The 21,885-nt window shown below is 68.9% G+C and carries 20 protein-coding genes; 8 read left to right on the top strand and 12 right to left on the bottom strand.

The genetic code is table 11. The features are described 5' to 3' along the window. Nucleotides 1-408 precede the first annotated feature (408 nt). Nucleotides 409-3,336 carry an isoleucine--tRNA ligase gene (ileS, locus tag DXK21_RS11130; RefSeq protein ID WP_114817843.1) on the top strand — a complete coding sequence of 976 codons (2,928 nt, stop codon included), beginning with the start codon at nt 409-411 and terminating at the stop codon, nt 3,334-3,336. Nucleotides 3,337-3,535: 199 nt separating this feature from the next. Here the strand turns inward: ileS and DXK21_RS11135 are convergent, their stop codons facing one another. The 3 genes from DXK21_RS11135 to tipF are packed head-to-tail and all read right to left on the bottom strand — an operon-like array spanning nt 3,536 to nt 5,872. After that, on the bottom strand, nt 3,536-4,231 hold the full coding sequence (locus DXK21_RS11135) for a 2OG-Fe(II) oxygenase (protein ID WP_114817844.1): 696 nt from the start codon (nt 4,229-4,231) through the stop codon (nt 3,536-3,538). A gap of 53 nt (nt 4,232-4,284) precedes the next feature. Continuing rightward, a complete protein-coding gene (locus DXK21_RS11140; RefSeq protein ID WP_114817845.1) occupies nt 4,285-4,599 on the bottom strand; it encodes a hypothetical protein in 315 nt (104 codons plus the stop codon). A gap of 4 nt (nt 4,600-4,603) precedes the next feature. Continuing rightward, entirely contained in the window at nt 4,604-5,872 is a 1,269-nt protein-coding gene (tipF, locus tag DXK21_RS11145; protein ID WP_114817846.1) for a flagella assembly cyclic-di-GMP phosphodiesterase TipF, read from the bottom strand. Between the two features lie 111 nt (nt 5,873-5,983). On the opposite strand from tipF, the gene DXK21_RS11150 reads away from it, so the two are divergent. Then, entirely contained in the window at nt 5,984-6,754 is a 771-nt protein-coding gene (locus DXK21_RS11150) for an SDR family NAD(P)-dependent oxidoreductase (protein ID WP_114817847.1), read from the top strand. Between the two features lie 85 nt (nt 6,755-6,839). Continuing rightward, nucleotides 6,840-7,790: a lysophospholipid acyltransferase family protein gene (locus tag DXK21_RS11155; protein WP_114817848.1), complete on the top strand. Its 951-nt coding sequence runs from the start codon at nt 6,840-6,842 to the stop codon at nt 7,788-7,790. Here DXK21_RS11155 and DXK21_RS11160 read toward each other — a convergent pair. From DXK21_RS11160 to xseA, 3 genes are all read right to left on the bottom strand, one after another. Next, a complete protein-coding gene (locus tag DXK21_RS11160; RefSeq protein ID WP_114817849.1) occupies nt 7,787-8,284 on the bottom strand; it encodes a response regulator in 498 nt (165 codons plus the stop codon). The genes DXK21_RS11155 and DXK21_RS11160 overlap by 4 nt on opposite strands. 65 nt (nt 8,285-8,349) lie before the next feature. Beyond that, complete coding sequence (locus DXK21_RS11165) at nt 8,350-8,562, bottom strand: DUF2093 domain-containing protein (RefSeq protein WP_114817850.1); 213 nt, start codon at nt 8,560-8,562, stop codon at nt 8,350-8,352. A 98-nt stretch (nt 8,563-8,660) separates the two neighbouring features. Continuing rightward, on the bottom strand, nt 8,661-10,154 hold the full coding sequence (gene xseA, locus DXK21_RS11170) for an exodeoxyribonuclease VII large subunit (RefSeq protein WP_114817851.1): 1,494 nt from the start codon (nt 10,152-10,154) through the stop codon (nt 8,661-8,663). 65 nt (nt 10,155-10,219) lie between these two features. Between xseA and DXK21_RS16675 the strand changes: the two genes are divergently transcribed. From DXK21_RS16675 to purD, 3 genes are read left to right on the top strand one after another with little or no spacing between them, the layout of a single operon-like run. Beyond that, nucleotides 10,220-10,381: a hypothetical protein gene (locus DXK21_RS16675; RefSeq protein ID WP_170136962.1), complete on the top strand. Its 162-nt coding sequence runs from the start codon at nt 10,220-10,222 to the stop codon at nt 10,379-10,381. A 13-nt stretch (nt 10,382-10,394) separates the two neighbouring features. After that, complete coding sequence (locus tag DXK21_RS11175) at nt 10,395-10,835, top strand: PRC-barrel domain containing protein (RefSeq protein WP_114817852.1); 441 nt, start codon at nt 10,395-10,397, stop codon at nt 10,833-10,835. A gap of 48 nt (nt 10,836-10,883) precedes the next feature. Further along, nucleotides 10,884-12,161, top strand: a complete 1,278-nt coding sequence (gene purD, locus DXK21_RS11180) for a phosphoribosylamine--glycine ligase (protein WP_114817853.1) — start codon at nt 10,884-10,886, stop codon at nt 12,159-12,161. A gap of 167 nt (nt 12,162-12,328) precedes the next feature. Here the strand turns inward: purD and DXK21_RS11185 are convergent, their stop codons facing one another. After that, the gene (locus DXK21_RS11185) at nt 12,329-13,027 is read right to left on the bottom strand and encodes a murein L,D-transpeptidase catalytic domain-containing protein (protein WP_114817854.1); all 699 of its coding nucleotides are present in this window, start codon (nt 13,025-13,027) and stop codon (nt 12,329-12,331) included. Between the two features lie 127 nt (nt 13,028-13,154). Here DXK21_RS11185 and DXK21_RS11190 point away from each other — a divergent pair, with 127 nt between their 5' ends. Together DXK21_RS11190 and DXK21_RS11195 are read left to right on the top strand one after the other, a co-directional pair. Then, complete coding sequence (locus DXK21_RS11190) at nt 13,155-14,471, top strand: metal-dependent hydrolase family protein (protein WP_114817855.1); 1,317 nt, start codon at nt 13,155-13,157, stop codon at nt 14,469-14,471. A 51-nt stretch (nt 14,472-14,522) separates the two neighbouring features. Beyond that, nucleotides 14,523-15,032 carry a DUF4136 domain-containing protein gene (locus DXK21_RS11195; RefSeq protein WP_114817856.1) on the top strand — a complete coding sequence of 170 codons (510 nt, stop codon included), beginning with the start codon at nt 14,523-14,525 and terminating at the stop codon, nt 15,030-15,032. A 4-nt stretch (nt 15,033-15,036) separates the two neighbouring features. Here DXK21_RS11195 and DXK21_RS11200 read toward each other — a convergent pair whose 3' ends face one another. The 5 genes from DXK21_RS11200 to DXK21_RS11220 form a co-directional block, all read right to left on the bottom strand. Continuing rightward, nucleotides 15,037-17,331: a CHASE2 domain-containing protein gene (locus DXK21_RS11200; protein ID WP_114817857.1), complete on the bottom strand. Its 2,295-nt coding sequence runs from the start codon at nt 17,329-17,331 to the stop codon at nt 15,037-15,039. Between the two features lie 3 nt (nt 17,332-17,334). Beyond that, nucleotides 17,335-18,702 (bottom strand): FecR family protein, encoded by a 1,368-nt coding sequence (locus tag DXK21_RS11205; protein WP_114817858.1) that lies wholly within the window; start codon nt 18,700-18,702, stop codon nt 17,335-17,337. Nucleotides 18,703-18,713: 11 nt separating this feature from the next. After that, nucleotides 18,714-19,442: a response regulator transcription factor gene (locus DXK21_RS11210; RefSeq protein WP_114817859.1), complete on the bottom strand. Its 729-nt coding sequence runs from the start codon at nt 19,440-19,442 to the stop codon at nt 18,714-18,716. A 124-nt stretch (nt 19,443-19,566) separates the two neighbouring features. Beyond that, a complete protein-coding gene (lpxK, locus tag DXK21_RS11215; RefSeq protein ID WP_114817860.1) occupies nt 19,567-20,586 on the bottom strand; it encodes a tetraacyldisaccharide 4'-kinase in 1,020 nt (339 codons plus the stop codon). Continuing rightward, nucleotides 20,583-21,884, bottom strand: a complete 1,302-nt coding sequence (locus tag DXK21_RS11220) for a 3-deoxy-D-manno-octulosonic acid transferase (protein WP_114817861.1) — start codon at nt 21,882-21,884, stop codon at nt 20,583-20,585. The genes lpxK and DXK21_RS11220 overlap by 4 nt, the downstream gene beginning before the upstream one ends. Nucleotide 21,885 lies beyond the last annotated feature (1 nt).

Genomic DNA, 21,885 nt, shown 5'->3' on the forward strand with positions numbered 1-21,885 from the left:
TGACGGCGCCCATGTTCATGGTGAAAGTGTTGATTTCGATAGCCCCGACCAGCAGCCACAGCGAAAGGCTCACGCCCCAGAGGACTTTCGAGCGGGTCGTCATCGTCGCAGTTCGGGCCATTCCAGGCTCCCCATCCACCTTGAGAGAGGACTATCTGGTCAGCCGTGACCAAAGACAAGCTTTGGCCGCGCGGGGATGGCGTGGGGGTGGGGTCCTCTGCTAGACGGTTTCAACCATGACCGTTCGCGTGATCCGTCCGATTTCGATTAGCCGCCCGGCGTAGCGCCAGGGCCGTAGAGCCCCGCGCACGTCGGGATCGAATATCGCCGATGCCGTTCAACGGCCTTCACGCTAGACTGCGTCCGCGCCGCCTCCTCGGCGCCCGCGCTAAAGACAAAGATTACCCCATGGCCGACGCCACCAACGACACCGCTTCCGACGCATCGGGCCGCGACTATCGCGACACCGTCTTCCTGCCCGAGACGCCCTTCCCCATGCGGGGCGGGCTGCCCAAGAAGGAGCCGGAGATCATCGCGGCCTGGGGCGACCTCTACAGCCACCTGCGCACTGTGCGCCAAGAGCAGAAGGCGCCGCTCTACGTCCTGCACGACGGCCCGCCCTACGCCAACGGCGACATCCACATCGGCCACGCCCTGAACAAGACGCTGAAGGACTTCGTGGTCCGCTCGCGCTTCCTGCTGGGCTATGACGTCGACTACGTCCCCGGCTGGGACTGCCACGGCCTGCCGATCGAGTGGAAGATCGAGGAGCAGTTCCGCGCCAAGGGCCGCCGCAAGGACGAGGTCTCCAAATCCGAGTTCCGCAAGGCCTGCCGTGAATACGCCGCCGGCTGGATCGACGTGCAGCGCGATCAGTTCAAGCGCCTGGGCATCACCGGCGACTTCGACAACCGCTACGCCACCATGGACTTCTCGACCGAGGCGGCCATCGTCGCCGAGTTCCACAAGTTCAAGAACTCGGGCCAGCTGTATCGCGGCTCCAAGCCCGTCATGTGGTCGCCGGTCGAGCGCACGGCGCTGGCCGACGCCGAGGTCGAGTATCACGACCACGTCTCGCCCACGATCTGGGTCAAGTTCCCGGTGGTCGGCGCGACCGACAGCCACCCCGACGACCTGCTGTCCTTCCGCGCGGCCACGCCCTCGGTGGTGATCTGGACGACCACGCCCTGGACCATCCCGGCCAACCGCGCCATCAGCTACGGCCCCGAGATCGCCTATGGTCTCTATGAGGTCACGGCTCTGGAAGAGGGCCTGGACTACGAGCCCTGGGCCAAGCCGGGCGACCGCTTCATCATCGCCGACAAGCTGGCCGAGGACGTGTTCAAGGCGGCCAAGATCAGCGGCTTTACCCGCGTCGACGCCATCAACCCCTCGGGTCTGGAGTGCGCCCACCCGCTGGCGGCGCTGGACTCGGGCTACGGCTTCTCCGTGCCCCTGCTGGCCGGCGACCATGTGACCGACGACGCCGGCACCGGCTTCGTCCACACCGCGCCCGGCCACGGCGCGGACGACTACGCCGTCTGGCTGGCCCACGGCCACCGCGAGGTGCCGGACACGGTGGACGCCGACGGCGCCTATTACGAGCACGTCCCCCTGTTCGCCGGCCTCAAGGTGCTGGAGACCGAGGGCAAGAAGACCGGCAAGTTCGGCCCCGCCAACGGCGCGGTGATGGAAAAGCTGATCGAGGCTGGCAATCTTCTGGCGCGCGGCCGGATGGAGCACTCCTATCCGCACAGCTGGCGCTCCAAGGCCCCGATCATCTTCCGCAACACGCCCCAGTGGTTCATCCGCATGGATGAAGAACTGGAAGACGGTGCAACCCTGCGCGACAAGGCCCTGACGGCCATCGACGCCACCGCCTTCCACCCGGCGGCGGGCAAGAACCGCATCCGCTCCATGGTCGAAAGCCGCCCCGACTGGCTGATCAGCCGTCAGCGCGCCTGGGGCACGCCCCTGGCCATGTTCGTGGACAAGCAGACGGGCCAGCCCCTGCATGACCCGGAAGTCGACGCCCGCATCCTGAAGGCCGTGTCCGAGGGCGGCGCCGACGCCTGGTTCGACCGGCCCGACGCGGACTTCCTGGGCGCGCACGACGCCGACCGCTTCGAGAAGGTCGAGGACATCCTCGACGTCTGGTTCGACTCCGGCTGCACCCACGCCTTCACGCTGGAAGCCCGCGATCCGGCTCACGGCTACACCGGCGACCGCCCCTCGCACTGGCCCGCCGACCTTTATCTGGAAGGCTCCGACCAGCACCGCGGCTGGTTCCAGTCCAACCTGCTGGAGGGTTCAGGCACACGCGGCCGCGCCCCTTATGACGCTGTCCTGACCCACGGCTTCACCCAGGACGAGAACGGCGAGAAGATGTCGAAGTCGCGTGGCAACACCACCGACCCGGCCGTCGTCATCAAGGAATCGGGCGCCGACATCCTGCGTCTCTGGGTCGCCCTGGTGGACTATGCCGAGGATCAGCGCATCGGGAAGCAGATCCTGCAAACCACGGTCGACGCCTATCGCAAGCTGCGCAACACGGTCCGCTATCTGCTGGGCGCCCTGAACGGCTTCGACGAGGCCGAACGCCTGCCCTACGACCAGATGCCGCCGCTGGAACAGTTCATCCTGCACCGTCTGCACGAACTGGACGCTCAGGTCCGCGAGGCCTACCGCGACTATCGCTTCCAGGACGTGGTCCGTCCGGTGCTGGAGTTCTGCTCGGGCGACCTGTCGGCGCTGTATTTCGACGTGCGCAAGGACAGCCTCTATTGCGACCGTCCTGACAGCGTTCGCCGCCGCGCCGTCCGTACGGTGATGGACGAGGTCTTCATGCGCCTGACCGCCTGGCTGGCCCCGCTGACCCCCTTCACCATGGAAGAGGCCTGGACCACCCGCTTCCCAGAAGCCGGCACCAACTGCGCCCGCGTCATCCCGGAAACGCCGGGCGAATGGCGCAACCCGGCCGAGGCCGAGCGTTGGGCCGGGGTCAACACGGTGCTGGAAGTGGTCAACGAGGCGCTGGAAGCGGCCCGTCGCGACAAGCTGATCGGCGGCGCCCTGGACGCCTGGCCGGTGGTCACGGCCCCGGCTGAGCTGCTGGCGCCGTTCGACGGCCTGGACGCCGCCGAGGTCTTCCGCACCTCGGGCGCAGAACTGGCGGTCGGCGGCGACGCCGTCACCGTCGAGGTCAAGCTGGCCGACCATCCCAAGTGCGCCCGCTCCTGGCGCCGCGTCCCTGACGTCGGCTCCGACGCCGACTTCCCCGACCTGTCAGCCCGCGACGCCGACGCCGTCCGCTGGCTGGACGCTCAGAAGGCCTAGGGATCAGGCCCCTCCGCTCCGGCGGAGGGGCCTTTTCTTTCCTCCCCATTCCATGGGGAGGGGGACCACGAAGTGGTGGAGGGGGCGACGCCGCCCTGTCCCGATTTCGCGCTATTGCTAACGGGTGTAGCGCCGCCCCCTCCGTCGCGTCGCTGCGCGCCGCGCCACCTCCCCATGAAATGGGGAGGAAAGAAGCTGCTCAACTGGCATCATGAAAAATCAGCCCCAGCGTCATCCGCCGGCCTGCCCGCACCCTGCTGACCCCGTGGCGCATCTGCACGCGATAGTCGCCGCGCGCCCCCGCAACCGGCCGTTCGCGTACGGCGAAGATCACCGCCTCGCCCTGCTTCAGCGGCACGACATGGGCCTGTGACTGGGATCGCGGCTTCTGCTCGACCAGCACGAACTCCCCGCCCTCGAAATCACCGGGATCGCTGAGCAGGATCGCCGCCTGCAAGGGGAAGACCAGATCGCCATAGAGGTCCTGATGCAGCCGGTTGTAGTCGCCGGGGCCGTAGCGCAGCATCAGCGAGGTCGGCCGCGTCTGGCCCGCCGCCCGGCATTGGGCGGTCAGCTCATCCAGACTGTCGGGAAAGCCGGGCCGCTCCAGCCGCGCCGCCCAGCCGTTGGCTATGGGCGCCAGACCGGCATAGAGCCGCGCCCGCAGCCGGGGCAGGGGATCGGGCAAGGGATTGTCGAAATACTGATACTCGCCCTGCCCAAAGCCGTGCCGCTGCATGAGTATACGGCTGCGGAACCGCTCGGGCTGGTCGTAGAGGGCTTGCAGGGCCTGAGAGGTCGCGGGCGTCAGCAGCGGCCCGACAGTCGCCCAACCCTGGGCGTTCAGATCATCGGCGATGCGGGGCCAGTCGAGGGGATAAGCGGCGTCGGTCATGAGCGCATGAACGCTGCGTTGGCTGTCGCTGTCTGGCGGTTATCGGCGGTGGTTCACGAGGGGCAGCTGATCCATGTCCCGTCCTTGAGCTTGATCCTCAGCTCAGGATCGAGCCAGACTTGGATGTTCCCGTTGCGATAGTAGTCCTCGAGAATGCTGCCGCGCACGAACTGAACGGTCTGCTCGGGAAAAGTCACGCCGCTGATGATCAGGGTGCGGCCCTGATCCCGTGATTCCACGACAAGAGCTTCGCCGGATACGCAGCGGGCCAGATACTGTTGGTTCTCGCGGTGAAAGGCGGGCGTATCGCTGCACCCAGCGATCATCAGGCTCAAGCAGGCGGCTGCAATCAGTCGCGGCGTGAGCATGGTCCTAGAACCGGCGGCGCTGCTCGGCCGACTTCAGCGTGGTGCGGACGAACTCGGCGGGCGGGTCGGTTTCGGCCAGGACGGCTTCCTTGATGGCGCGGGGCTCGCCGAACAGGTGGCCCTGGCCCATGCCGATGTCGAGTTCGAGGATGTCGACCACCTGCTTCTCGCTCTCGACCTTCTCGGCGATCAGTTCGAGGCCGTAGCGACGGGTCAGGGGCGCGAAGTCGGCGGCTTGGATGTCGGGCTGGGTCGGCAGGGGCGCGGCGCCGTCCAGGTCCAGCAGCTGCTCGATCAGCAGGTCGGCGGCGACCTTGATGAAGCGTACGTCCGAGCGTTGCAGGTCGGCGAAGTCCAGATCCAGCGTCTGCACCTTGTCGATGGAGAAGCGGAAGCCCAGGTCGGCCAGCTTGGCCATGTTGCGGGCCTCGGCGGCGCCGCGCGCGTCAAAGGTCGCCTGACCCAGTTCAAAGATCAGGGCGTCCTTCAGGTCGCGGTTCTGGCTGAGGAAGTCGAGGAACTGGGGGAAGAAGGTCTCGTCGCCCAGCGAGGCCAGCGACACGTTGCAGAAGACGCCGACCTTGCGATCCTGACGCGCCAGGCGGCGCACGATCTGGGCGCAGCGGAACAGCAGCAGGTTGTCAATGGCGGGCAGCAGGCCCTCGCCCTCGGCCACCGACAGGTATTCAGCGGGCATCATGACCCGGTTGGACGGGTCGCGAAGGCGGGTGAAGCTCTCGTAGAAGACGGTCCGGCGCTGGGGCAGCGTGACGACCGGCTGCAGATAGAGGTCGATGCGGTTTTCCGTCAGGGCGTCATGGACGGTCTTCAGCAGGGTGTTGGACTGGACCTGACGACGGCCCTCATAGGTGTCGGCGGTGATGGGCGAGGTCGCCAGACGCTCGTCGATCGACTCGCTCATCTGCTGGACCAGACCCTCCAGCATCCGCACCTCGCCGGTCAGGGCCTCGGTCTTGGACAGGGCGCCGCTCTCGATGGCCTCGGCCAGCTCGGTCAGGGCGCCTTGCGTCGACTCCATCGCATCGGCCAGCAAGCGGTGCGCCTCGCGGACCTTGGCGATCTCCTTGCGCAGGGCGCGACGGTCCAGAACCCCTGACACGGCGGCGTGCAGCCCGACCAGAACCCCCAGCGCGCCCAGCACCCCGGCGGCGCCTGCGCCCGCGCCCATACCGGCGCGCCAGATCGCCGCCCCGATGGTCAGGGACAGGAAGAGGTAGCCGAAGAACAGAAAACCGCCGGTAATCTTGCGCATGGGGCCGGTGTTGAACCGCCTTTCCCGTATGGAATCGGCCAAGTATCAGGGTAACTAGAGGTAACGGCTAGGGTTCGGACACAGAAATCCGACCAAATGGGAGGTTTAGGCGTGGAATTGTTTGATCTGAGCGGCAAGGTCGCCATCATCACCGGCTCGTCCAAGGGCATCGGCAAGGCCATCGCCGAGCGTCTGGCCGAACACGGCGCCCGCGTCGTCATCTCCTCGCGCAAGGCCGGGCCCTGCGAAGAGGTCGCCGGCGCGATCAATGCGAAGCACGGCGAGGGCCGCGCCATCGCCATCCCCGCCAACATCGCCTCGAAAGAAGACCTGCAACGGCTGACGGACGAGACCAAGGCCGCCTTTGGCCAGATCGACATCCTTGTCTGCAACGCCGCGACCAATCCCTACGCCGGGCCGATGGCGGGCATCGCCGACGACCAGTTTGAGAAGATCCTTCAGAACAACGTCATCTCCAACCACTGGCTGATCCAGATGGTCGCGCCGCAGATGCTGGAGCGCAAGGACGGGGCGATCCTGATCATCTCCTCTATCGGCGGGCTTCGTGGGAACGCCCTGATCGGCGCCTACAACATCTCCAAGGCCGCCGACATGCAGCTGGCGCGCAATCTGGCGGTCGAATACGGCCCGTCGAACGTGCGCGTGAACTGCATCGCCCCGGGCCTGGTTCAGACCGACTTCGCCAAATACCTGTGGGAGAACCCGGAGCTGCTGAAGACGGTGACGGAACCCGCACCGCTGAAAAGGATCGGCCAGCCTGATGAAATCGCGGGCACGGCGGTCTATCTGTGCAGCCCTGCCTCGGCCTATGTGACCGGACAGACCCTGGTCGTGGACGGCGGACTGACGATTGCCTGGTGAAGAACAAAAACGCTCAAGCAGCCCGACGGGCGGTAGCGAAGGCGACATGCGCTCAAGCAGCCCGAAGGGCGATAGCGCAAGCGATATGCGCTCAAGCAGCCCGAAGGGCGATAGCGCACATAAAAAGATAGGGTTCTTCCAGGACCTGAACTGGCGGCTGGAAGCGGTCGCCTTCGCGGCGCTGTTCGGTCTCTTGCGGGCGCTGGGCGTCGAGCGGGCGTCGGGTTTCGGCGGCAAGCTGCTGCGGACGCTCGGCCCGCTGACCGGCACGCACAGGACGGTGACGCGCAACCTGCGCATCGCCTTCCCCGACATGGACGCCGCCGAGCGCGACCGCCTGGCGATTGACCAGTGGGAGCAGACCGGGCGCACCTTCGCCGAAATGGCGGTCATGGACCGCCTGACGCCCAGCAGCGGTCGCATCGACCTGGTCGGTTTCGAGCGTTTGCACGCGATCCGGGACAGCGGCCGCCCGGTGGTGTTCGCCTCGGGTCATCTGGCCAATTTCGAGATCATGGCCTCGGCGATCCTGGCGGCGGGCGTGCCGTGCCAGGTCACCTATCGCGCCGCCAATAATCCCTACGTCGAGGTGCAGATTCGCCAGAGCCGCGCGCGGTACGGCATCAAGCTGTTCGCGCCCAAGGGCGACGGCACGCGCGAGCTGATGGCGGGCATGAAGCGCGGCGAGTCGGTCGCCCTGCTGGTCGATCAGAAATACGATCAGGGGCCGGAGGTCGAGTTCTTCGGTCAGCCGGTCAACGCCTCGCCCGGCGCGGCCCGGCTGGCGCTGAAATTCGGCACTGTGATCCAGCCGCTGTCGGTGGTGCGCCTGCCCGGCGTGCGTTTCCGCGTGACCGCGCATGAGCCGATCACCGTGCCGGATACGGGCGACAAGGCCGCCGACGTCCTGGCCGGCGTTCAGGCGGTCAACCGCTTCGTCGAGGATCGGGTGCGCGAGCATCCGGTGGACTGGTTCTGGGTCCACAAGCGCTGGCCGGCCAAGGTCTATGCGGCGCTGAAGATCGCCGAAACCTAGTCGATCACGGCGTCGCTGACGCGCCGGAACGGCCCGGCGTAGGCTTCCGGCTGGGTGCGGCGGCGGTCGGGTCCGAAATAGCTGTCGCTTCTGATGAATTCGCGCGGATGCAGGATGACGGACTGGATACGGGTCAGCAGGGCCAGGGGCGTGACCGGCTTGACCAGGAACTCGGTCACTCCGGCGTCGCGCGCCTGGGCCACGCGTCGGTGCTCGGAATGGCCCGTCATCATGATGATCGGCAGATAGGGATTGGGGCTGTCCGGGGCGGTGCGGATCAACTGGGTGAAGGTCACTCCGTCCACCGGCAGCATCCTGAAGTCGACGATGGCCAGATCAGCGGGACGGGCGTTCAGCGCCTCCAGCGCCGCCGAGCCGTCGGCCGCCTCACGCAGCTTGGTCACGCCGATGGACTTCAGCATGGCGAAGATGATGGACCGCATATTGGGGTTGTCGTCCGCGAGCAGGACGTCGAGCGATTGCAAGGCGGACATGGGTTACGACACAATCTGACAGACGGCAGGACCGAACGGCATCAAGAAGCGGAGGGTCGCTGACGTCAGGCGTCGCGCACGGCGGCCATGAATTCCAGCGGACTGGCGTAGGCTTCCTGGCGTTCGACGGACCAGTAACGCAGGGCGGCCAGCGGAATCGGCACGCCGCTGACGGCGCAGGCCACATAGGCGCCGGGGCGCAGCACGGCGAACTCGCCGTCGCCGTAATGCAACGTGGCGGGCGAGGGCGAAACGGGAGGCGAAGCAGGCGTCGTCATGGATCGATGATTGGCACGGGTCGCAGCGCGAGACGAGAGCCGAATCACTGTGATCCGAAAGAAGTTCAACCCGCGGCGTTCAGCGTCCGCTTGAGGCGTTAGAACAGGTCGCCCTGACCTGCCGTCGGCGCCTTCGGGCGCGGCACGGGCTTGGGCGCGGGCTTGGGCGCAGGCGTGGCGGCTGGCCGAGGGGCTACGCGTTCGCCGTCGATGGTCGCCTCCCTGGCGCCGTCGCCGAAGACGATGCGGACCGCCTGGCCCGGCGACAGGGCGGCGGCGCAGGCGATCATGGCGCCCTCGGCGTCCTCGATACGGGCGAAGCCGGGCTTGGGCCGCTTGGGGTCCAGCGTCGCCAGCGCCCGTGACAGGGCCGCCAGCCGGGTCTCGTCGCGATCCAGCCGCCGCTTCATCGCCGGGCCGAAGCGGTCGGCATAGGCGGCCAGCCGGTCGCCGCGTCGCTCGATGGCGCGGTCCAGCAGGCCCTTGGACAGGCGTCCGCCGACCACGGCCAACTGGCGCTCGTGCACGGCGACGTTGCGATGCAGACCCGACCCAAGGCGGCTGGCGGCGTGATCGAGCCGCTGCTGCGGCAGGGCCAGCAGGTCTTCGGGCCGGGCGGGCAGGCCGCGCGCGGCGGCGCGCAGCCGCGTGCGGCGGTCTTCCAGCAGACGCGACCCCGACCGGGCCAGTCGACCCTCCAGATCGCTCAGCGCCCAGCGCAGGTCGGCCAGGACCGGGGTGGCGATCTCGGCGGCCCCGGTCGGCGTCGGCGCCCGGCGGTCGGAGACGAAGTCGATCAGGGTGGTGTCGGTCTCGTGCCCCACGGCCGAAATGATGGGGATGCGGGCCTCGGCCACGGTCCGGGCCAGGCCCTCGTCGTTGAAGCACCACAGGTCCTCGACCGAGCCGCCGCCGCGCGCGACGATCAGCAGGTCGGGGCGGGGGATCGGCCCGTCCGGCGTCATCTGATCGAAGCCGCGAATGGCCTTGGCCACCTGACCGCTGGCGGCGTCGCCCTGAACCACCACCGGCCAGACAATGACGCGACACGGCCAGCGCTCGGCGATGCGGTGCAGGATGTCGCGGATCACGGCTCCGGTCGGGCTGGTGATGACCCCGATCGTCGCCGGGAAGGTCGGCAGCGGCTTCTTGCGCGACGGCTCGAACAGCCCCTCGTCACGCAAGCGCGCCTTCAGCCGTTCCAGTTGGGCCAGCAGGGCGCCCGCGCCCGCCGGCTCCATGCTCTCGATGACGATCTGGTAAGAGGACCGCGCCGGGTAGGAGGTGATCTTGCCGGTGACGATGACTTCCAGCCCGCTTTCCGGCTGGGCGCCCAGCCCCCGGACTACGCCCTTCCAGATCACGCCGTCGATGGCCGCCTTGTCGTCCTTCAGCGTCAGATAGACGTGGCCCGAGGCATGACGGCTCACCTTGGAGATTTCGCCGCGCAGCCGCACATGGCCGAATCGGTCTTCCAGCGTGCGCTTCAGCGCAAAGCTCAGCTCCGAGATCGACAGGGGCGGGTTGTTGTCCCGCGCGGCGGCGGGCGCCTCGGCGGGGCCTTCGAAAGCATAGTCGTCGTCGGAGATCATGATGTCACCTTAGCCCGTGTCGTCGCGGGCGGGAACGGGCAGCGGCCCCGCTCGTTGGCTTGACCATGGAACCCGCCGATCCGCCCGGAACCGATCCCGCCGACCGCGCGCCGCGAGAGCAGCAGCTGTCGCGACGCAGCCAAACGCCCGCGGTCAGTCCCTGGTTGGTGCTCGGCGTCATCTTCTTGCTGGGGGCGGCCATCTATGTCGCCTCGGCCCTGTTCTGAAACGGAGAGCTTCATGAAGACCATCGCCCTGACCGCAGTTTCCGCCGCCGCCCTGATGGCCCTGGCCGCCTGCGGCGACAATCGCACCGATGACGTGGTTCAGGCCCCGGCGTCGGGGGCGCAGCCCGCCCCGGTGACTGAGAACCGCGCCGATCTGGCCACGACCAACGCCGCCCTGGCCTTTGGCATGTCGCGCCAGCAGCTTGAGGACGCCGATCTGATCGCCGCCGACAACACCGACCTGGGCGATGTCGAGGTCCTGGTGCTGGACGCCTCGGGCAAGCTGACCCACCTCGTGGTCGAACTGGACGGCCCCGGCGACGTCAAGGTGCAGGTGCCTGTCGATCAGGTTCGCAGCCTGGCGCGCAACAACGGCGCCGACAAGGACCTCACCACCGACCTGACGGCGCAGCAGCTGGCGGCCCTGCCGCGCTGGACCCCGCCGGCGCAGTAACCCTTTCTGCCGCTTGACCGCGGCGGCTGGGCCGGTCATTTCGCGATCATGAACATTCTGCTCGTCGGATCGGGGGGGCGTGAGCACGCCCTGGCCTGGAAGATCGCCCAGTCGCCGCTGGTCACGCGGCTTGTCGCCGCGCCCGGCAACCCCGGCATGGCCCGGCACGCCGAACTGCGGCCCGAGTTCAAGGCCACCGACGCCGAGGGCCTGGCCGCCCTGGCGCGCGAGATGAAGGCGGACCTGGTCGTGGTCGGCCCCGAGTCGGCCCTGGCCGAGGGTCTGGCTGACCGGCTGAATGCGGCGGGCATCCCCATCTTCGGCCCGACCGCCAAGGCGGCGCAGCTGGAAACCTCCAAGGCCTTCTCCAAAGCCTTCCTGCAACGCCACGGCATCCCGACGGCGGGTTACGGCGTCTATGAGGACACCGCTTCGGCCAAGGCGGCGCTGAACAACTATTCCGCCCCCTATGTCATCAAGGCCGACGGTCTGGCGGCGGGCAAGGGCGTGGCTATCAGCCCCGACAGGCAGGACGCCGAGGCCGAGATTGAGCGGATGCTGGGCGGGCGCTTCGGCTCGGCCGGCGCGCGCGTCGTCATCGAGGAGTTCATGGACGGCGAGGAGGGCTCGCTGTTCGCCCTGTGCGACGGCCAGCGGGCCGTCCTGTTCGGCGGTGCCCAGGACCACAAGCGCGCCTTCGACGGCGACCTGGGTCCGAACACGGGCGGCATGGGGGCCTATTCCCCGGCGCCGGTCTTCACCCCCGAACTGGTGCAGGCCGCCAACGACCGCGTGGTGCAGCCGACCATCCAGAAGATGGCGGAGGAGGGCGCGCCCTATCGCGGCGTCCTCTACGCCGGGCTGATGGCGACGAGCGAAGGCCCCAAGGTGGTCGAGTTCAACGCCCGCTTCGGCGACCCGGAATGCCAGGTGCTGATGATGCGCTTCGACGGCGACATCGTGCCCCTGCTGCTGGCCTGCGCGCGCGGCGACCTGACCAAGGCCCCGGCGCCGCGGTTCAAGGACGGCACGGTCATCTGCGTGGTCATGGCGGCCAAGGGCTATCCCGACAGCCCGCTGGAAGGCTCGGTCATTCGCGGCGCCGATCAGGACTTCGGCCCCCACGTCCAGGTCTTCCACGCGGGAACCAGGAAGCGCGACGACGGGACCCTGGTCGCCGCCGGCGGTCGCGTGCTGAACGTCTGCGCCTACGGCGCCGACATCGCCGAGGCGCGCGAACGCGCCTATGAGGCCATCGCCAGGATCGACTGGCCCGGCGGCTTCAACCGCACCGACATCGGCTGGCGGGCGCTGGAGCCGCGATAGGCACGGTCGCGCTGATCTAATATTTTACGTCACCCTCGGGCTTGTCCCGAGGGCCCATGGCGGTCTTTGACGCGGCGCTTGGCGCTGAAGCTGCGCCTCCCGTTTGGATGTGAGGCCTGGCCGAACGATAGGCCATCGGAACAAGTCCGAGGGTGACGATCAAACGATCAGGCCATGGCGAACAGCAGCCGGCCCTCGCCCATGCGTTCGCGCAGCGGCGCCAGGTCGGCGTGCGACACCGAGAAGCAGCCGTAGGACCGGCCCAGCTTGCCTTCGCGGGCCAGGAAGGCCGGGTCGGCGTAGTCGGCGCCGTGGATAATGATGGCCCGCTCGCGCGCCCGGTTGTTGGAGTACTCCAGCCCGTCCAGCAGCACGTTCGGCCCCTGCTGAGATCCCCAGCTGGCGCCCGCCGTGGCGTAGGCGCCGATGGACGACATATGGCTGTCCATCTGGTTCGAGAAGCGCTGGGCGAAGCCCGAGTGCGCCGGGTCCGAGCCGCGCCCGTGGCTGGTGCGATAGGCCGTGACCCAGCCGCCTTCCAGATCGACCTCGTAGAAGCGGTCCTCGCCCGAGAACTTCTGGAAATCGACCAGATACATTCGGTCGCGCCTGGAAATCTTGTGTCCGTGAGTGTCCAGCGCGGCCTGGGCGCGCTCCATCAGGTCCTTGCGCACGATGCCGTGCGGGTCGATGGCGGGGCCGGTCGCCCTGGCCAAGGTGGCGGGCTGCGGCGCGACGGTCGGGACCGGAACGATCGGAAGGCTGGCAGGCGTGACGCCGGCGAGCTGAACGGTAGAGGCGGCGGAAGAACATCCCGCCAGCAGGGCCGAACCGCCCAAGATCAAGCCACGTCTGGAAAGCCGCATGCGACGCCCCTCGCACGATTAAACAACTGTGACGGCTTGTTTCACGAAGGGGCGTAACGACGCAACCTGAGCCTTGGCGAAAGCCGCGAAGGGCGTAAGGTGAAATCTGGAGTTCTGGGAGGGACCGATGAAGAAACTGGCTCTGATTGTGACCGCTGCCGTTCTGGCCGCCACCTCGGCCCAAGCGCGACAAGCCCCTGCGGTCGCTGCCGTTTCGGCGGAACAGCCGACCACGTTCGTCCAAGTCGGGCGGCTTTTGGCCGATCCCGCCAGCGGTCGCGTCCTGCGCGATAAAACTCTCGTGATCAGAGGGAACCAGATCGTCGAAATCCGCGACGGCTTCGTCGGCGACGGAAAAGTGGTCGATCTGCGCAGCGCCTTCGTCCTGCCGGGTCTGATCGACAGCCACGTCCACCTGACTGGCGAATCCAGCCCCAATTCGCGGCTGGACGGCGTGACGCAGTCGGACGCGACCCAAGCCATGGTCGGCGCTCGGTTCGCGCGCCGCACCCTGAACGCCGGTTTCACCACGGTGGCCGACCTGGGGGCCAGCAACGAGGCCATCTTCGCCCTGCGCGACGCGGTGCGGCGCGGCGATGTGCCGGGGCCGCGCATCATCGCCTCGGGTTCGGCCGTGTCGATCCATGGCGGTCACGGCGACGCCAACGGCTATCGCGACGACATCCTTCACCTGATGTCGCCCGAGAGCATCTGCTCGGGACCTGAGGACTGCATGCGGGCGGTGCGCCTTCAGGTCCGCAGCGGCGCCGACATCATCAAGATCACCGCCACCGGCGGCGTCCTGTCCAACACCGCCGCCGGTCTGGCCCAGCAGTTCAGCGAGGACGAACTGGCCGCCATCGTCGCCTCGGCCCACCGCATGGGACGCCAGGTCACGGCCCACGCCCACGGCGTCGATGGCATCAACGCCTTCCTCAAGGCGGGCGGGGATTCCATCGAGCACGGCACCTATCTGGACGACGAGTCCATGCGGCTGTTCAAGGCGCACAACGCCTGGCTGGTCCCGACCCTGATGGCCGGTGACTATGTGGCCCGCATCGCCGCCAGCCCGGACAACTTCTTCACCCCCGCCCAGACCGCCAAGGCGCTGGAAGCCGGACCCAAGATGCTGGACATGGCCCGCCGCGCCCATGCCGGCGGCGTCCGTATCGCCTTCGGCACCGACACCGGCGTCTCGGCCCACGGCGACAACGCCCAGGAGTTCGCCCTGCTGGTCCGCGCCGGTCTGACCCCGCTGGAGGCCATCCAGTCCGCCACCGTCGGCGCCGCCGAACACCTGAAGATCTCGAACGAGGCCGGTCGTCTGGCGCCGGGCATGCCCGCCGACCTGATCGCCGTCTCGGGCGACCCGCTGAGCGACGTGACCGAACTGGAACGCGTCCGCTTCGTGATGAAGAGCGGCCAGGTCTTCCGTCAGGACTGACCTGTTGATGACGGCCATGGCTCGACCGTGTTCTGCGGGCTAGAGTGAGCCATGGCCCGTTCTTCCTCCCTCTTGATCGCCCTGGCCGCCGCCGCCGCCCTGTCCGGGTGCGCCGCGGGGCCGCGCATTGACGTCACCCCGCCTGCGGCGTTCCAACCCGGCGCGGCGACCTATCGGCTGGCGGTCCCCGACGCCGGAGCGCCGGATGTCACCGCCGCGACGGCCGCCGTGCGGCGCCAACTCCAGGCAAGGGGCTGGCGTGAGGGCGACAAGAGCGCCGACTGGCTGATCGAGATCGCCTATGGCGTTCGCCCCCAGCGCACCGGCGCCTTCACCGACGACGCGGCGCGTCAAGGTGAGTGGACCGCGTCGCCGGTTCTGCCGCAATGGTGGTCGGCCCGGCGCAAGACCCATGTCCTCAGCCTGACCCTGAACGGACCCGGGGCCGCGCCGACCGCCTATCAGGCCCAGGCCGTGACCGTGGTCGGGGATCGCCAGGCGGACGCCTCCCTGGACGCCCTGGCCCAGGCCGTGGTCGCGGAACTGCCTGCGGCCCCATGAAACCCTAGGCCGCGTCCGCCTCGATGAACCGGGGCAGGGTGAGAACGAAGGTGGCGCCGACAAGCCCCGCCTCATAGATCACCTGACCGCCGTGACGCCGGGCCACCGTCCGCACGAAGGCCAGGCCCAGCCCGGACCCGCGCGCATCGGCGTCGCCGTGACCGAAGGGCTGGAACAGACGCCGCTGAGCTTCTTCGGACAATCCGGGGCCTTGATCGCTGATCCGCGCGATCAGGGTCGGACGCCCATCCTCTTCGCCGCCCTCAAGGGTGCAGGTGATGACGCCGCCCGCCGGACCGTATTTGAGCGCGTTGTCGAGCAGGTTGGTCAGCAACCGCCGCAGCAGGGCCGGGTCGCCCTGAACCAGATGCTCTTCCTCGCTGTCGGGCGTCTGGATGGTCACGCCCTTGGCTGAGGCCTGGGGCCACAGGGTGTCGGCGGCGTCCATCAGCACCTGGCCCAGATCCAGGACCAGGCTGCGATAGGGCTGGGACTCGGCTCGGGCCAGCTGGACATAGCCCTCGGCCAGATCCAGCGTCTGGCGGGCATAGTCGCCGATGCGGCGTTCGAAAGCGGGGTCGGCGCGGTCCTGTCTGCCTTCCAGCAGGGTCAGGATCGACACCTGGGGCGCGCGCATGTCGTGGCTGAGCAGTTGCAGGGCCTGTTCGCGCTGGCGTTCGGCGACGCGGAAGCCGGTCATGTCGGCGAAGCGGACGATATGGCCCACCGGGCGGCCTTCGGCGTCGGTCAATGGCGCCGCCGCCACCTTCAGCACCTGACCGCCGGGGGCCAGAATATCGCCGAGGTCGTTCGCCTCGTCGGTGATGAAGCGACGCCATGACGGCTCGCCCAGGGTCAGGAACAGGTCGCCCAGACCGGCATCCGGGCCGAGGGCGGCGCCGAACAGGGCGCGGGCCCGATCATTGGCCACCAGCACGCGGCCGTCCGGCGCGGCGACCACGGTGGCGTCGGGCAGGCTGCGCAGGGCGTCGGCGATGAAGCGGTCGAGGTCGCGCAACTGCTTCAGGGCCGCGCGCAGGGTGTCCACCTGCTTGGCGACGACGTCGCCGTGGCGCGGCGCGATGACGGCGGGGGTCAGGCCGGCGATCGGGATGGGCGCGGCCTCGCGCTGAAACGCCTCGACCTCGCTCTGCATATAGGCCGAGGCGGCGGCCAGGCGACGCCAGCTCCAGAAGGGATAGGCCGTGGCCAGGCCCGCGATGGCCGCAGCCGGCGGAAACCACAGGCCTGCGCTGAGGAAGGCGACGGCGCTGAGGCCCAGCGTCATGACGATCAGCCCCGCCCCCAGCACCATATTGGCCAGGGGGCGCAGCACCAGAAAACCGCCGATCAGCAGGGCCAGCGGCAGCAAGGACAACCCCAGCACCCAGGGCGGGCTGAGCGTGCGCGGACCGCCGCCCTCCAGCAGGGTCTGCAGCAGGGCGGCCTGGATCTCGACGCCGGGGCTCAGTTCGCCGTGCGGCGCGGCGGGCGTGGCGTAGCGGTCCCCCATTCCGGGCGCCGTGGCGCCGACCAGAACCAGCCTGTCCTTCAGAAAGTCGGCGGGAACCTCGCCGTTCAGCACGTCGACGAAGGACAGGGTGCTGAACCGTCCGGGCGGGCCGCGATAGGCGATGGCTTCAGGCGCGGCGGCGATCAGGGCCTCGCCGCTGTCCGTGTCCGGGCGCGGCGCGGGCGGCGCGGCCCCCGCCGTCTCGGCCAGGGGCAGGACCAACTGCGGCCAGCTGTGAGCGCCCGCCTGCATGTAGAGCGGCACGCGGCGGATCACGCCGTCGCCGTCGACGATCATGTTGACGTGGCCCAGGCTGGCGGCGGCGCGGGCCAGATCGGACGCCGGTTCGCTGACCTGCCAGGCGGCGCCGTTCTCGCCGGGGGCCTCGACCAGCAGGGGCAGGTGAACGTCGCGCGCGCGGGCCAGGGCGGCGGCCAGGGCGGCGTCGCCGGCTTCGGGCTCGGTGAACAGGACGTCATAGGCCACGGCGCGGGGCTGGGCCTGGGTCAGACGGTCGATCAGGGCGGCGTGGACCGTCCGCGTCCAGGGCCAGCGGCCGAGAGCGTTCAGGCTGCGGTCGTCGATGGCGATGATGACGATGGACGGGTCGGCGGGGCCGTCCTGTAACCGGATCAGGCCGTCATAGATCAGGTTGTCGGCGCGGTCGGCGGCGGGGGTGAGCGCCAGCCAGCCGACCAGCAGGGCCGTGACCGCCGCCACCAGCCCCCATTCGATCAGGGCGCGTCGGCCTGTCAGGCCAGCGCCCAGCCAGCCTCGCGCCGGCACGGATCAGCGCCCGATGCGAAGTTGCTGGGGCTCGGACCAGGCCTGAAGCAGGCGGCCGAAGCGATGACGCGACCCCTGCACCCGCCAGGTATAGACGCCGGGCGGCAGGTCGCTGAGGGTGAAGGCCTGTTCGGCCACGCCCGGTTGATCGACCAGAGGCGGTCCCTCGGCCCGGCCCTCGGCGTCTTCACGCGACAGCTGGAAGCGGAAGCGGGCCTCGCCCTCGCCCTCGGCCTCCCAGCGGAAGCGATAGAAGCGGCGGTTGTCGCGGGTCTCGCTGCCGGACGTCAGGCCGACGACGCCGTTGCGGGCGCGGATGAAGCTGTAGGTGGTGTTGCGGCCTTCCATGCCTTCGGGCGACAGGGCGCCGAGACGCAGAAAGTAGGCGCCGTCCGCCAGATCGCCAAACGACAGTCGCGGCGTGTTCGGCGCGCTGTCGGCCTCGGCGAAGGCGTCGATCATGCCGGCGTCCGTGGCCAGACGCCCGCGATAGGCGGCCGCGCCGTCCAGCGGCGTCAGGGTGAAGTCCACGACCGGGCCGGACTGGACCTCGTCGGGCTGCGCCAGGGCGGGCGCGGGCAGCAGAGGCAGCAGGCGTGTATCCGTCAGGCTGGTCGACACTCCCTGATCGGCGACGGCGACGGCTTCGCTCAGGCCATCGCCCGAATCGACTTCGACGACGCCCTCGATGACCTCGGTGGCCGATCGGTCGGCGGCGTCGTTGAAGGCGACGCGGAACTCGGTGCCGCGCACGGCGGAGACGGAGACGGGGGTGCGGACCACGAAGCCGCCGGGGCGCCGACGCGGCGTGACCTGGGATTCAGCTCGCCCGGCTTCGACGGTCATGGCGTGATCCACGGCCCCGTTCAGGGCGTAGCGCCGCAAGCGGGAAAGACGAACGCGGCTGTTGGATGGGACGACCACATGGCTGCCGTCCGACAGGGCCAGTCGGACGAAGGCGTTGGCGCCGGTGGTCAGCACGGCGTCCTCGGACACCGCCTGACCCTGCGTCGGCGGCGCCGCGCGTCCGCCCTGGCTCAGGGTGACGGCGCCTCTGAAGCTGGAGATACGGGCCTGATCGGGATCGGCGCGCAGCAGCGACACCGGAATGGCCAGGGTGCGCCCGACGGGCAGACGGCGCGGGTTGGCCACGCGATTGTCGCGCTGAACCCGGCGATAGTCGGAGGGGCGGTTCAGATAGGCGGCGGCCAGATCAATCAGGGTGTCGCCGGGCCGCACCACATAGTCGAGCGTCTCGACCGGCACGACGGCTGGCGCGGATCGGGGCGCGGCTCTGTTCTGGGCGAAGCTGGGAGAAGCCGTGAGCAGCGCCGCCGTCAGGCCGACGATGATCATCCGGTTTCTGTTCATGGTGTCGCCTCTTATGCGTCCTCGGACGCGATGTCGCCCATGAGGGCCTCAACGGCGCTGACGCGTTCCAGACGATACCCGTAGCTGTAAATGGGCGTCAGGCGGAAGCCCTGTTCGGGGCGAAGCTCAAGCTTGGTGCGGATGCGCGAGATGTGCATGTCCAGCGAGCGGCTGTTCAGATTGGGCTCGTTGCCCCAGACGGTCTCGAGAATATAGGTCCGCGACAGGGCGCGGTGCAGGTTGCGGAACAGCAACTGGGCCAGGGCATATTCCTTGGCCGTCAGGACCACGGTCTTGCCGTTGCGCGTCACGGCGCTGGACGAGTCGTGGAAGACGGTATCGCCGTGGATCTCGGCGCCGGGCGTCGAAGGCTGGGCGTAGGCGCGGCGCATCAGGGCGTTGATGCGCGCCTCCAGCACGGCGGGCGACAGGGGCTTGGGCAGGTAGTCGTCGGCCCCGGCGTTCAGACCGGCGACGATGTCCTCGTCCTCGGCGCGGCTGGTGACCAGCAGCATGGGCGGCGGCGGCTTCAGATTGGTCCGCGCCCAGGCCAGCACTTCCAGACCCGAACGATCAGGCAGGTTCCAGTCCACAATCAGAAGGTCGAAGGTATCCTTGCGCAGCGCCGAGATCAGCGCCTGCGCCCGCGAGAAAAGCACGGGACGATAGCCGGCCGCCTGCGCCACGCTGGAAATGGTCTCCAGCTGGACTGGGTCGTCGTCTAGAACTGCGATCTTCATTTTACTGGACGCTCCGAGAGGTCATTCACCCATAACGCTTAAGGTCGGGCTTGGGGCCGAAGACCAAGGTCAGGATTGTAAAATCTCGTCACTTAGGGATGGTTTTGCCCATCAAGATCCATTTTCAGGGACGGCTAAGGCTGAGATTCCGCGTCAGGAAGGTTTGAAACGCCGCCTCGTCGGCGAATTGCGCCGTGACGGGCCAGGCGACGATCCTTTGACGCCATTCCGGCGGCAGTCGCACCCAGTCCTTCTCCGTCGTGACCAGACCGGCCTCGAACAGAGCCGCCCGATCCGTCAGCAGGGCGAAGTCGCGCTCTGACAAGGCCGCGTGGTCGGGGAAGGGCACGAACTCCTTGAGGTCGCAGCCGGCGGCGATCAGCGACCGCTCCACCTTCCACGGCTTGGCGATGCCGGCGAAGCCGACCTGCGGGCCGGGCGGCGGCGCGACGGCGGGCTCCAGCCGGGCGATTAAGACAGGCAGGTCCCCAAAGGTTTCGACCAGTTCGGGGTCGGCCTCGGCCAGGTCGGCAGGCAGCAGGATGACGACCGCATCGGCCCGCGCCAGCCCGGCCTTCAATGGCTCGCGCATCGGGCCGGAGGGAAACACCGAGCCGTCGCCGAAGGGCCATTCGTCGCCGCGCGTCTCGCCGTCCACGACGATCAGGCTGAGGGTCTTCTTCAGCGCCGGGTTCTGATGGGCGTCGTCCAGCACCAGGGCCTCGGCCCCGGCGGCGACGGCGGCCTTGGCCCCGGCTGTGCGGTCGCGGGCGATCCAGGCGGGGGCGTCGGCGGCCAGCATCAGCGGCTCATCGCCCACGTCGGCGGCGGTATGCACGGCCAGATCGACCTGAACCGGTCCCTCCAGCGTCCCGCCGTAGCCGCGCGACAGGGCGGCGGCCTTGATCCCCCGGGCATGCAGCAGGCGCAGCACTTCGCGCGCGACGGGCGTCTTGCCCGAGCCGCCGACCGTCAGATTGCCGACCGAGATCACGGGCGCGCCGGGATCGACCGGAGTGGCGCGGGCGATGCGGCGGGCGGTGACGCCGGCCCAGATCCACGAGGCGGGCTTCAGCAGCATGCGCGCCACCGGGGCATGGCGGCGGTCGCGGCTATACCACCAGCGGGGGGTGTTCAGCTTCATCGACGGCCTCGCGTGGGGGCGGCGGGCAGATGGGCCTGAAGCGCCAGCCACAGCCGGTCCAGCCCCGCGGCGGCCTCGGCGGCGGCGCGGCGGCCGCGTTCGCCCATGTCGCGCGCCGCGTCGGCATCGGCCAGCAACGGGCCGACGATGCCCGGCAGTTCGGCCGGCGACAGCACCGAGATCAGCCCCCCGGATGACTTCAGCATCCGGGTCACGGCGGCCCAGTTGCTGGCGTCGGGGCCGGTGACGACCGGCTTGCCCAGACGCGCAGGCTCCAGCGGATTGTGCCCGCCGACGGCCCCGCCGCCCAGCGCGGGCGCGAACGACCCGCCCATGACCACCACATCGGCCAGCCGCATGAACAGGCCCAGTTCGCCGAGCGTGTCGGCCAGATAGATGTCGGTTTGATCCGTGATCGGCTGGCGCTGGCTGCGCCGGGCGAAGCTGTAGCCGTCCTGGGCCAGCGACCGCGCGATCTCGTCGGCGCGATCCGGGTGGCGGGGCACGACGATCAGGAACAGCCGGTCGGCCAGATGATCCAGCGCCCCGACGATGGCCATTTCCTCGTGCTCGTGGGTGCTGGCGGCGACCACGACGGGGCGGTCGTCGATCAGGGCCGACAGACGGCCGAACTCGCCCTGGTCATAGGGCAGGGGCTCGCCCGACAGCTTCAGGTTCACCTGACCGTCAACGCGGGCGCCCAGTAATGTCAGCCGGTCGGCGCTGGCCTGATCCTGAGGCCAGACGTGGGCGAAGCAGGCCATCAGAGCGCGGGCCATGCCGGGGGCCTTCTTCCAGCCCTCGGTGGTCTTGTCGGTGATGCGGGCGCTGACCAAAGCCAGGGCGACGCCGCGCTTCTTCGCCGCCATCAGCAGATTGGGCCACAGCTCGCTCTCGACAAAGACGCCGACGGTGGGTCGCCAGTGGTCGAGGAAGGCGGCGACGGCGCCGGGACTGTCGACGGGTGCGAACTGGTGGATGACGCCGGACGGCAGGCGCTTGGCCAGAACCTGGGCCGAGGTCAGCGTCCCGGTCGTGACCAGAACCGTCACGTCGGGGCGGTCCTTACGGATGCGCTCGGCCAGCGGCAGGATGGACAGGGCCTCTCCCACGCTGACGCCGTGAATCCAGATCAGCGGACCGGCGGGGCGGGCCACGCCGGCCAGCCCCAGGCGCTCGTCGACGCGCTGCGGGTCCTCCTTGCCCTGCTTGACGCGGGCGTCGAGCAGGCGCGGAGCCAGGGGCTCGATCAGGCGGGTCAGCAGGCGATAGGCGATCAGGGCGGGGCTGAAGATCACG

Origin of the sequence: Brevundimonas bullata (assembly GCF_003350205.1) — a bacterium.
In the GTDB taxonomy this organism is placed as follows: domain Bacteria; phylum Pseudomonadota; class Alphaproteobacteria; order Caulobacterales; family Caulobacteraceae; genus Brevundimonas; species Brevundimonas bullata.

Bases quoted from the DNA above. Each gene is read 5' to 3' on its own strand.
- DXK21_RS16675 (WP_170136962.1), top strand. From the start codon at position 10,220: ATGGAACCCGCCGATCCGCCCGGAACCGATCCCGCCGACCGCGCGCCG.
- lpxK (WP_114817860.1), bottom strand. From the start codon at position 20,586: ATGAAGCTGAACACCCCCCGCTGGTGGTATAGCCGCGACCGCCGCCAT.
- tipF (WP_114817846.1), bottom strand. From the start codon at position 5,872: ATGCGCAAGATTACCGGCGGTTTTCTGTTCTTCGGCTACCTCTTCCTG.
- DXK21_RS11135 (WP_114817844.1), bottom strand. From the start codon at position 4,231: ATGACCGACGCCGCTTATCCCCTCGACTGGCCCCGCATCGCCGATGAT.
- DXK21_RS11205 (WP_114817858.1), bottom strand. From the start codon at position 18,702: ATGAACAGAAACCGGATGATCATCGTCGGCCTGACGGCGGCGCTGCTC.
- DXK21_RS11195 (WP_114817856.1), top strand. From the start codon at position 14,523: ATGGCCCGTTCTTCCTCCCTCTTGATCGCCCTGGCCGCCGCCGCCGCC.
- xseA (WP_114817851.1), bottom strand. From the start codon at position 10,154: ATGATCTCCGACGACGACTATGCTTTCGAAGGCCCCGCCGAGGCGCCC.
- DXK21_RS11160 (WP_114817849.1), bottom strand. From the start codon at position 8,284: ATGTCCGCCTTGCAATCGCTCGACGTCCTGCTCGCGGACGACAACCCC.
- DXK21_RS11155 (WP_114817848.1), top strand. From the start codon at position 6,840: ATGCGCTCAAGCAGCCCGAAGGGCGATAGCGCACATAAAAAGATAGGG.
- DXK21_RS11190 (WP_114817855.1), top strand. From the start codon at position 13,155: ATGAAGAAACTGGCTCTGATTGTGACCGCTGCCGTTCTGGCCGCCACC.
- purD (WP_114817853.1), top strand. From the start codon at position 10,884: ATGAACATTCTGCTCGTCGGATCGGGGGGGCGTGAGCACGCCCTGGCC.
- DXK21_RS11140 (WP_114817845.1), bottom strand. From the start codon at position 4,599: ATGCTCACGCCGCGACTGATTGCAGCCGCCTGCTTGAGCCTGATGATC.
- ileS (WP_114817843.1), top strand. From the start codon at position 409: ATGGCCGACGCCACCAACGACACCGCTTCCGACGCATCGGGCCGCGAC.
- DXK21_RS11175 (WP_114817852.1), top strand. From the start codon at position 10,395: ATGAAGACCATCGCCCTGACCGCAGTTTCCGCCGCCGCCCTGATGGCC.
- DXK21_RS11210 (WP_114817859.1), bottom strand. From the start codon at position 19,442: ATGAAGATCGCAGTTCTAGACGACGACCCAGTCCAGCTGGAGACCATT.
- DXK21_RS11165 (WP_114817850.1), bottom strand. From the start codon at position 8,562: ATGACGACGCCTGCTTCGCCTCCCGTTTCGCCCTCGCCCGCCACGTTG.
- DXK21_RS11185 (WP_114817854.1), bottom strand. From the start codon at position 13,027: ATGCGGCTTTCCAGACGTGGCTTGATCTTGGGCGGTTCGGCCCTGCTG.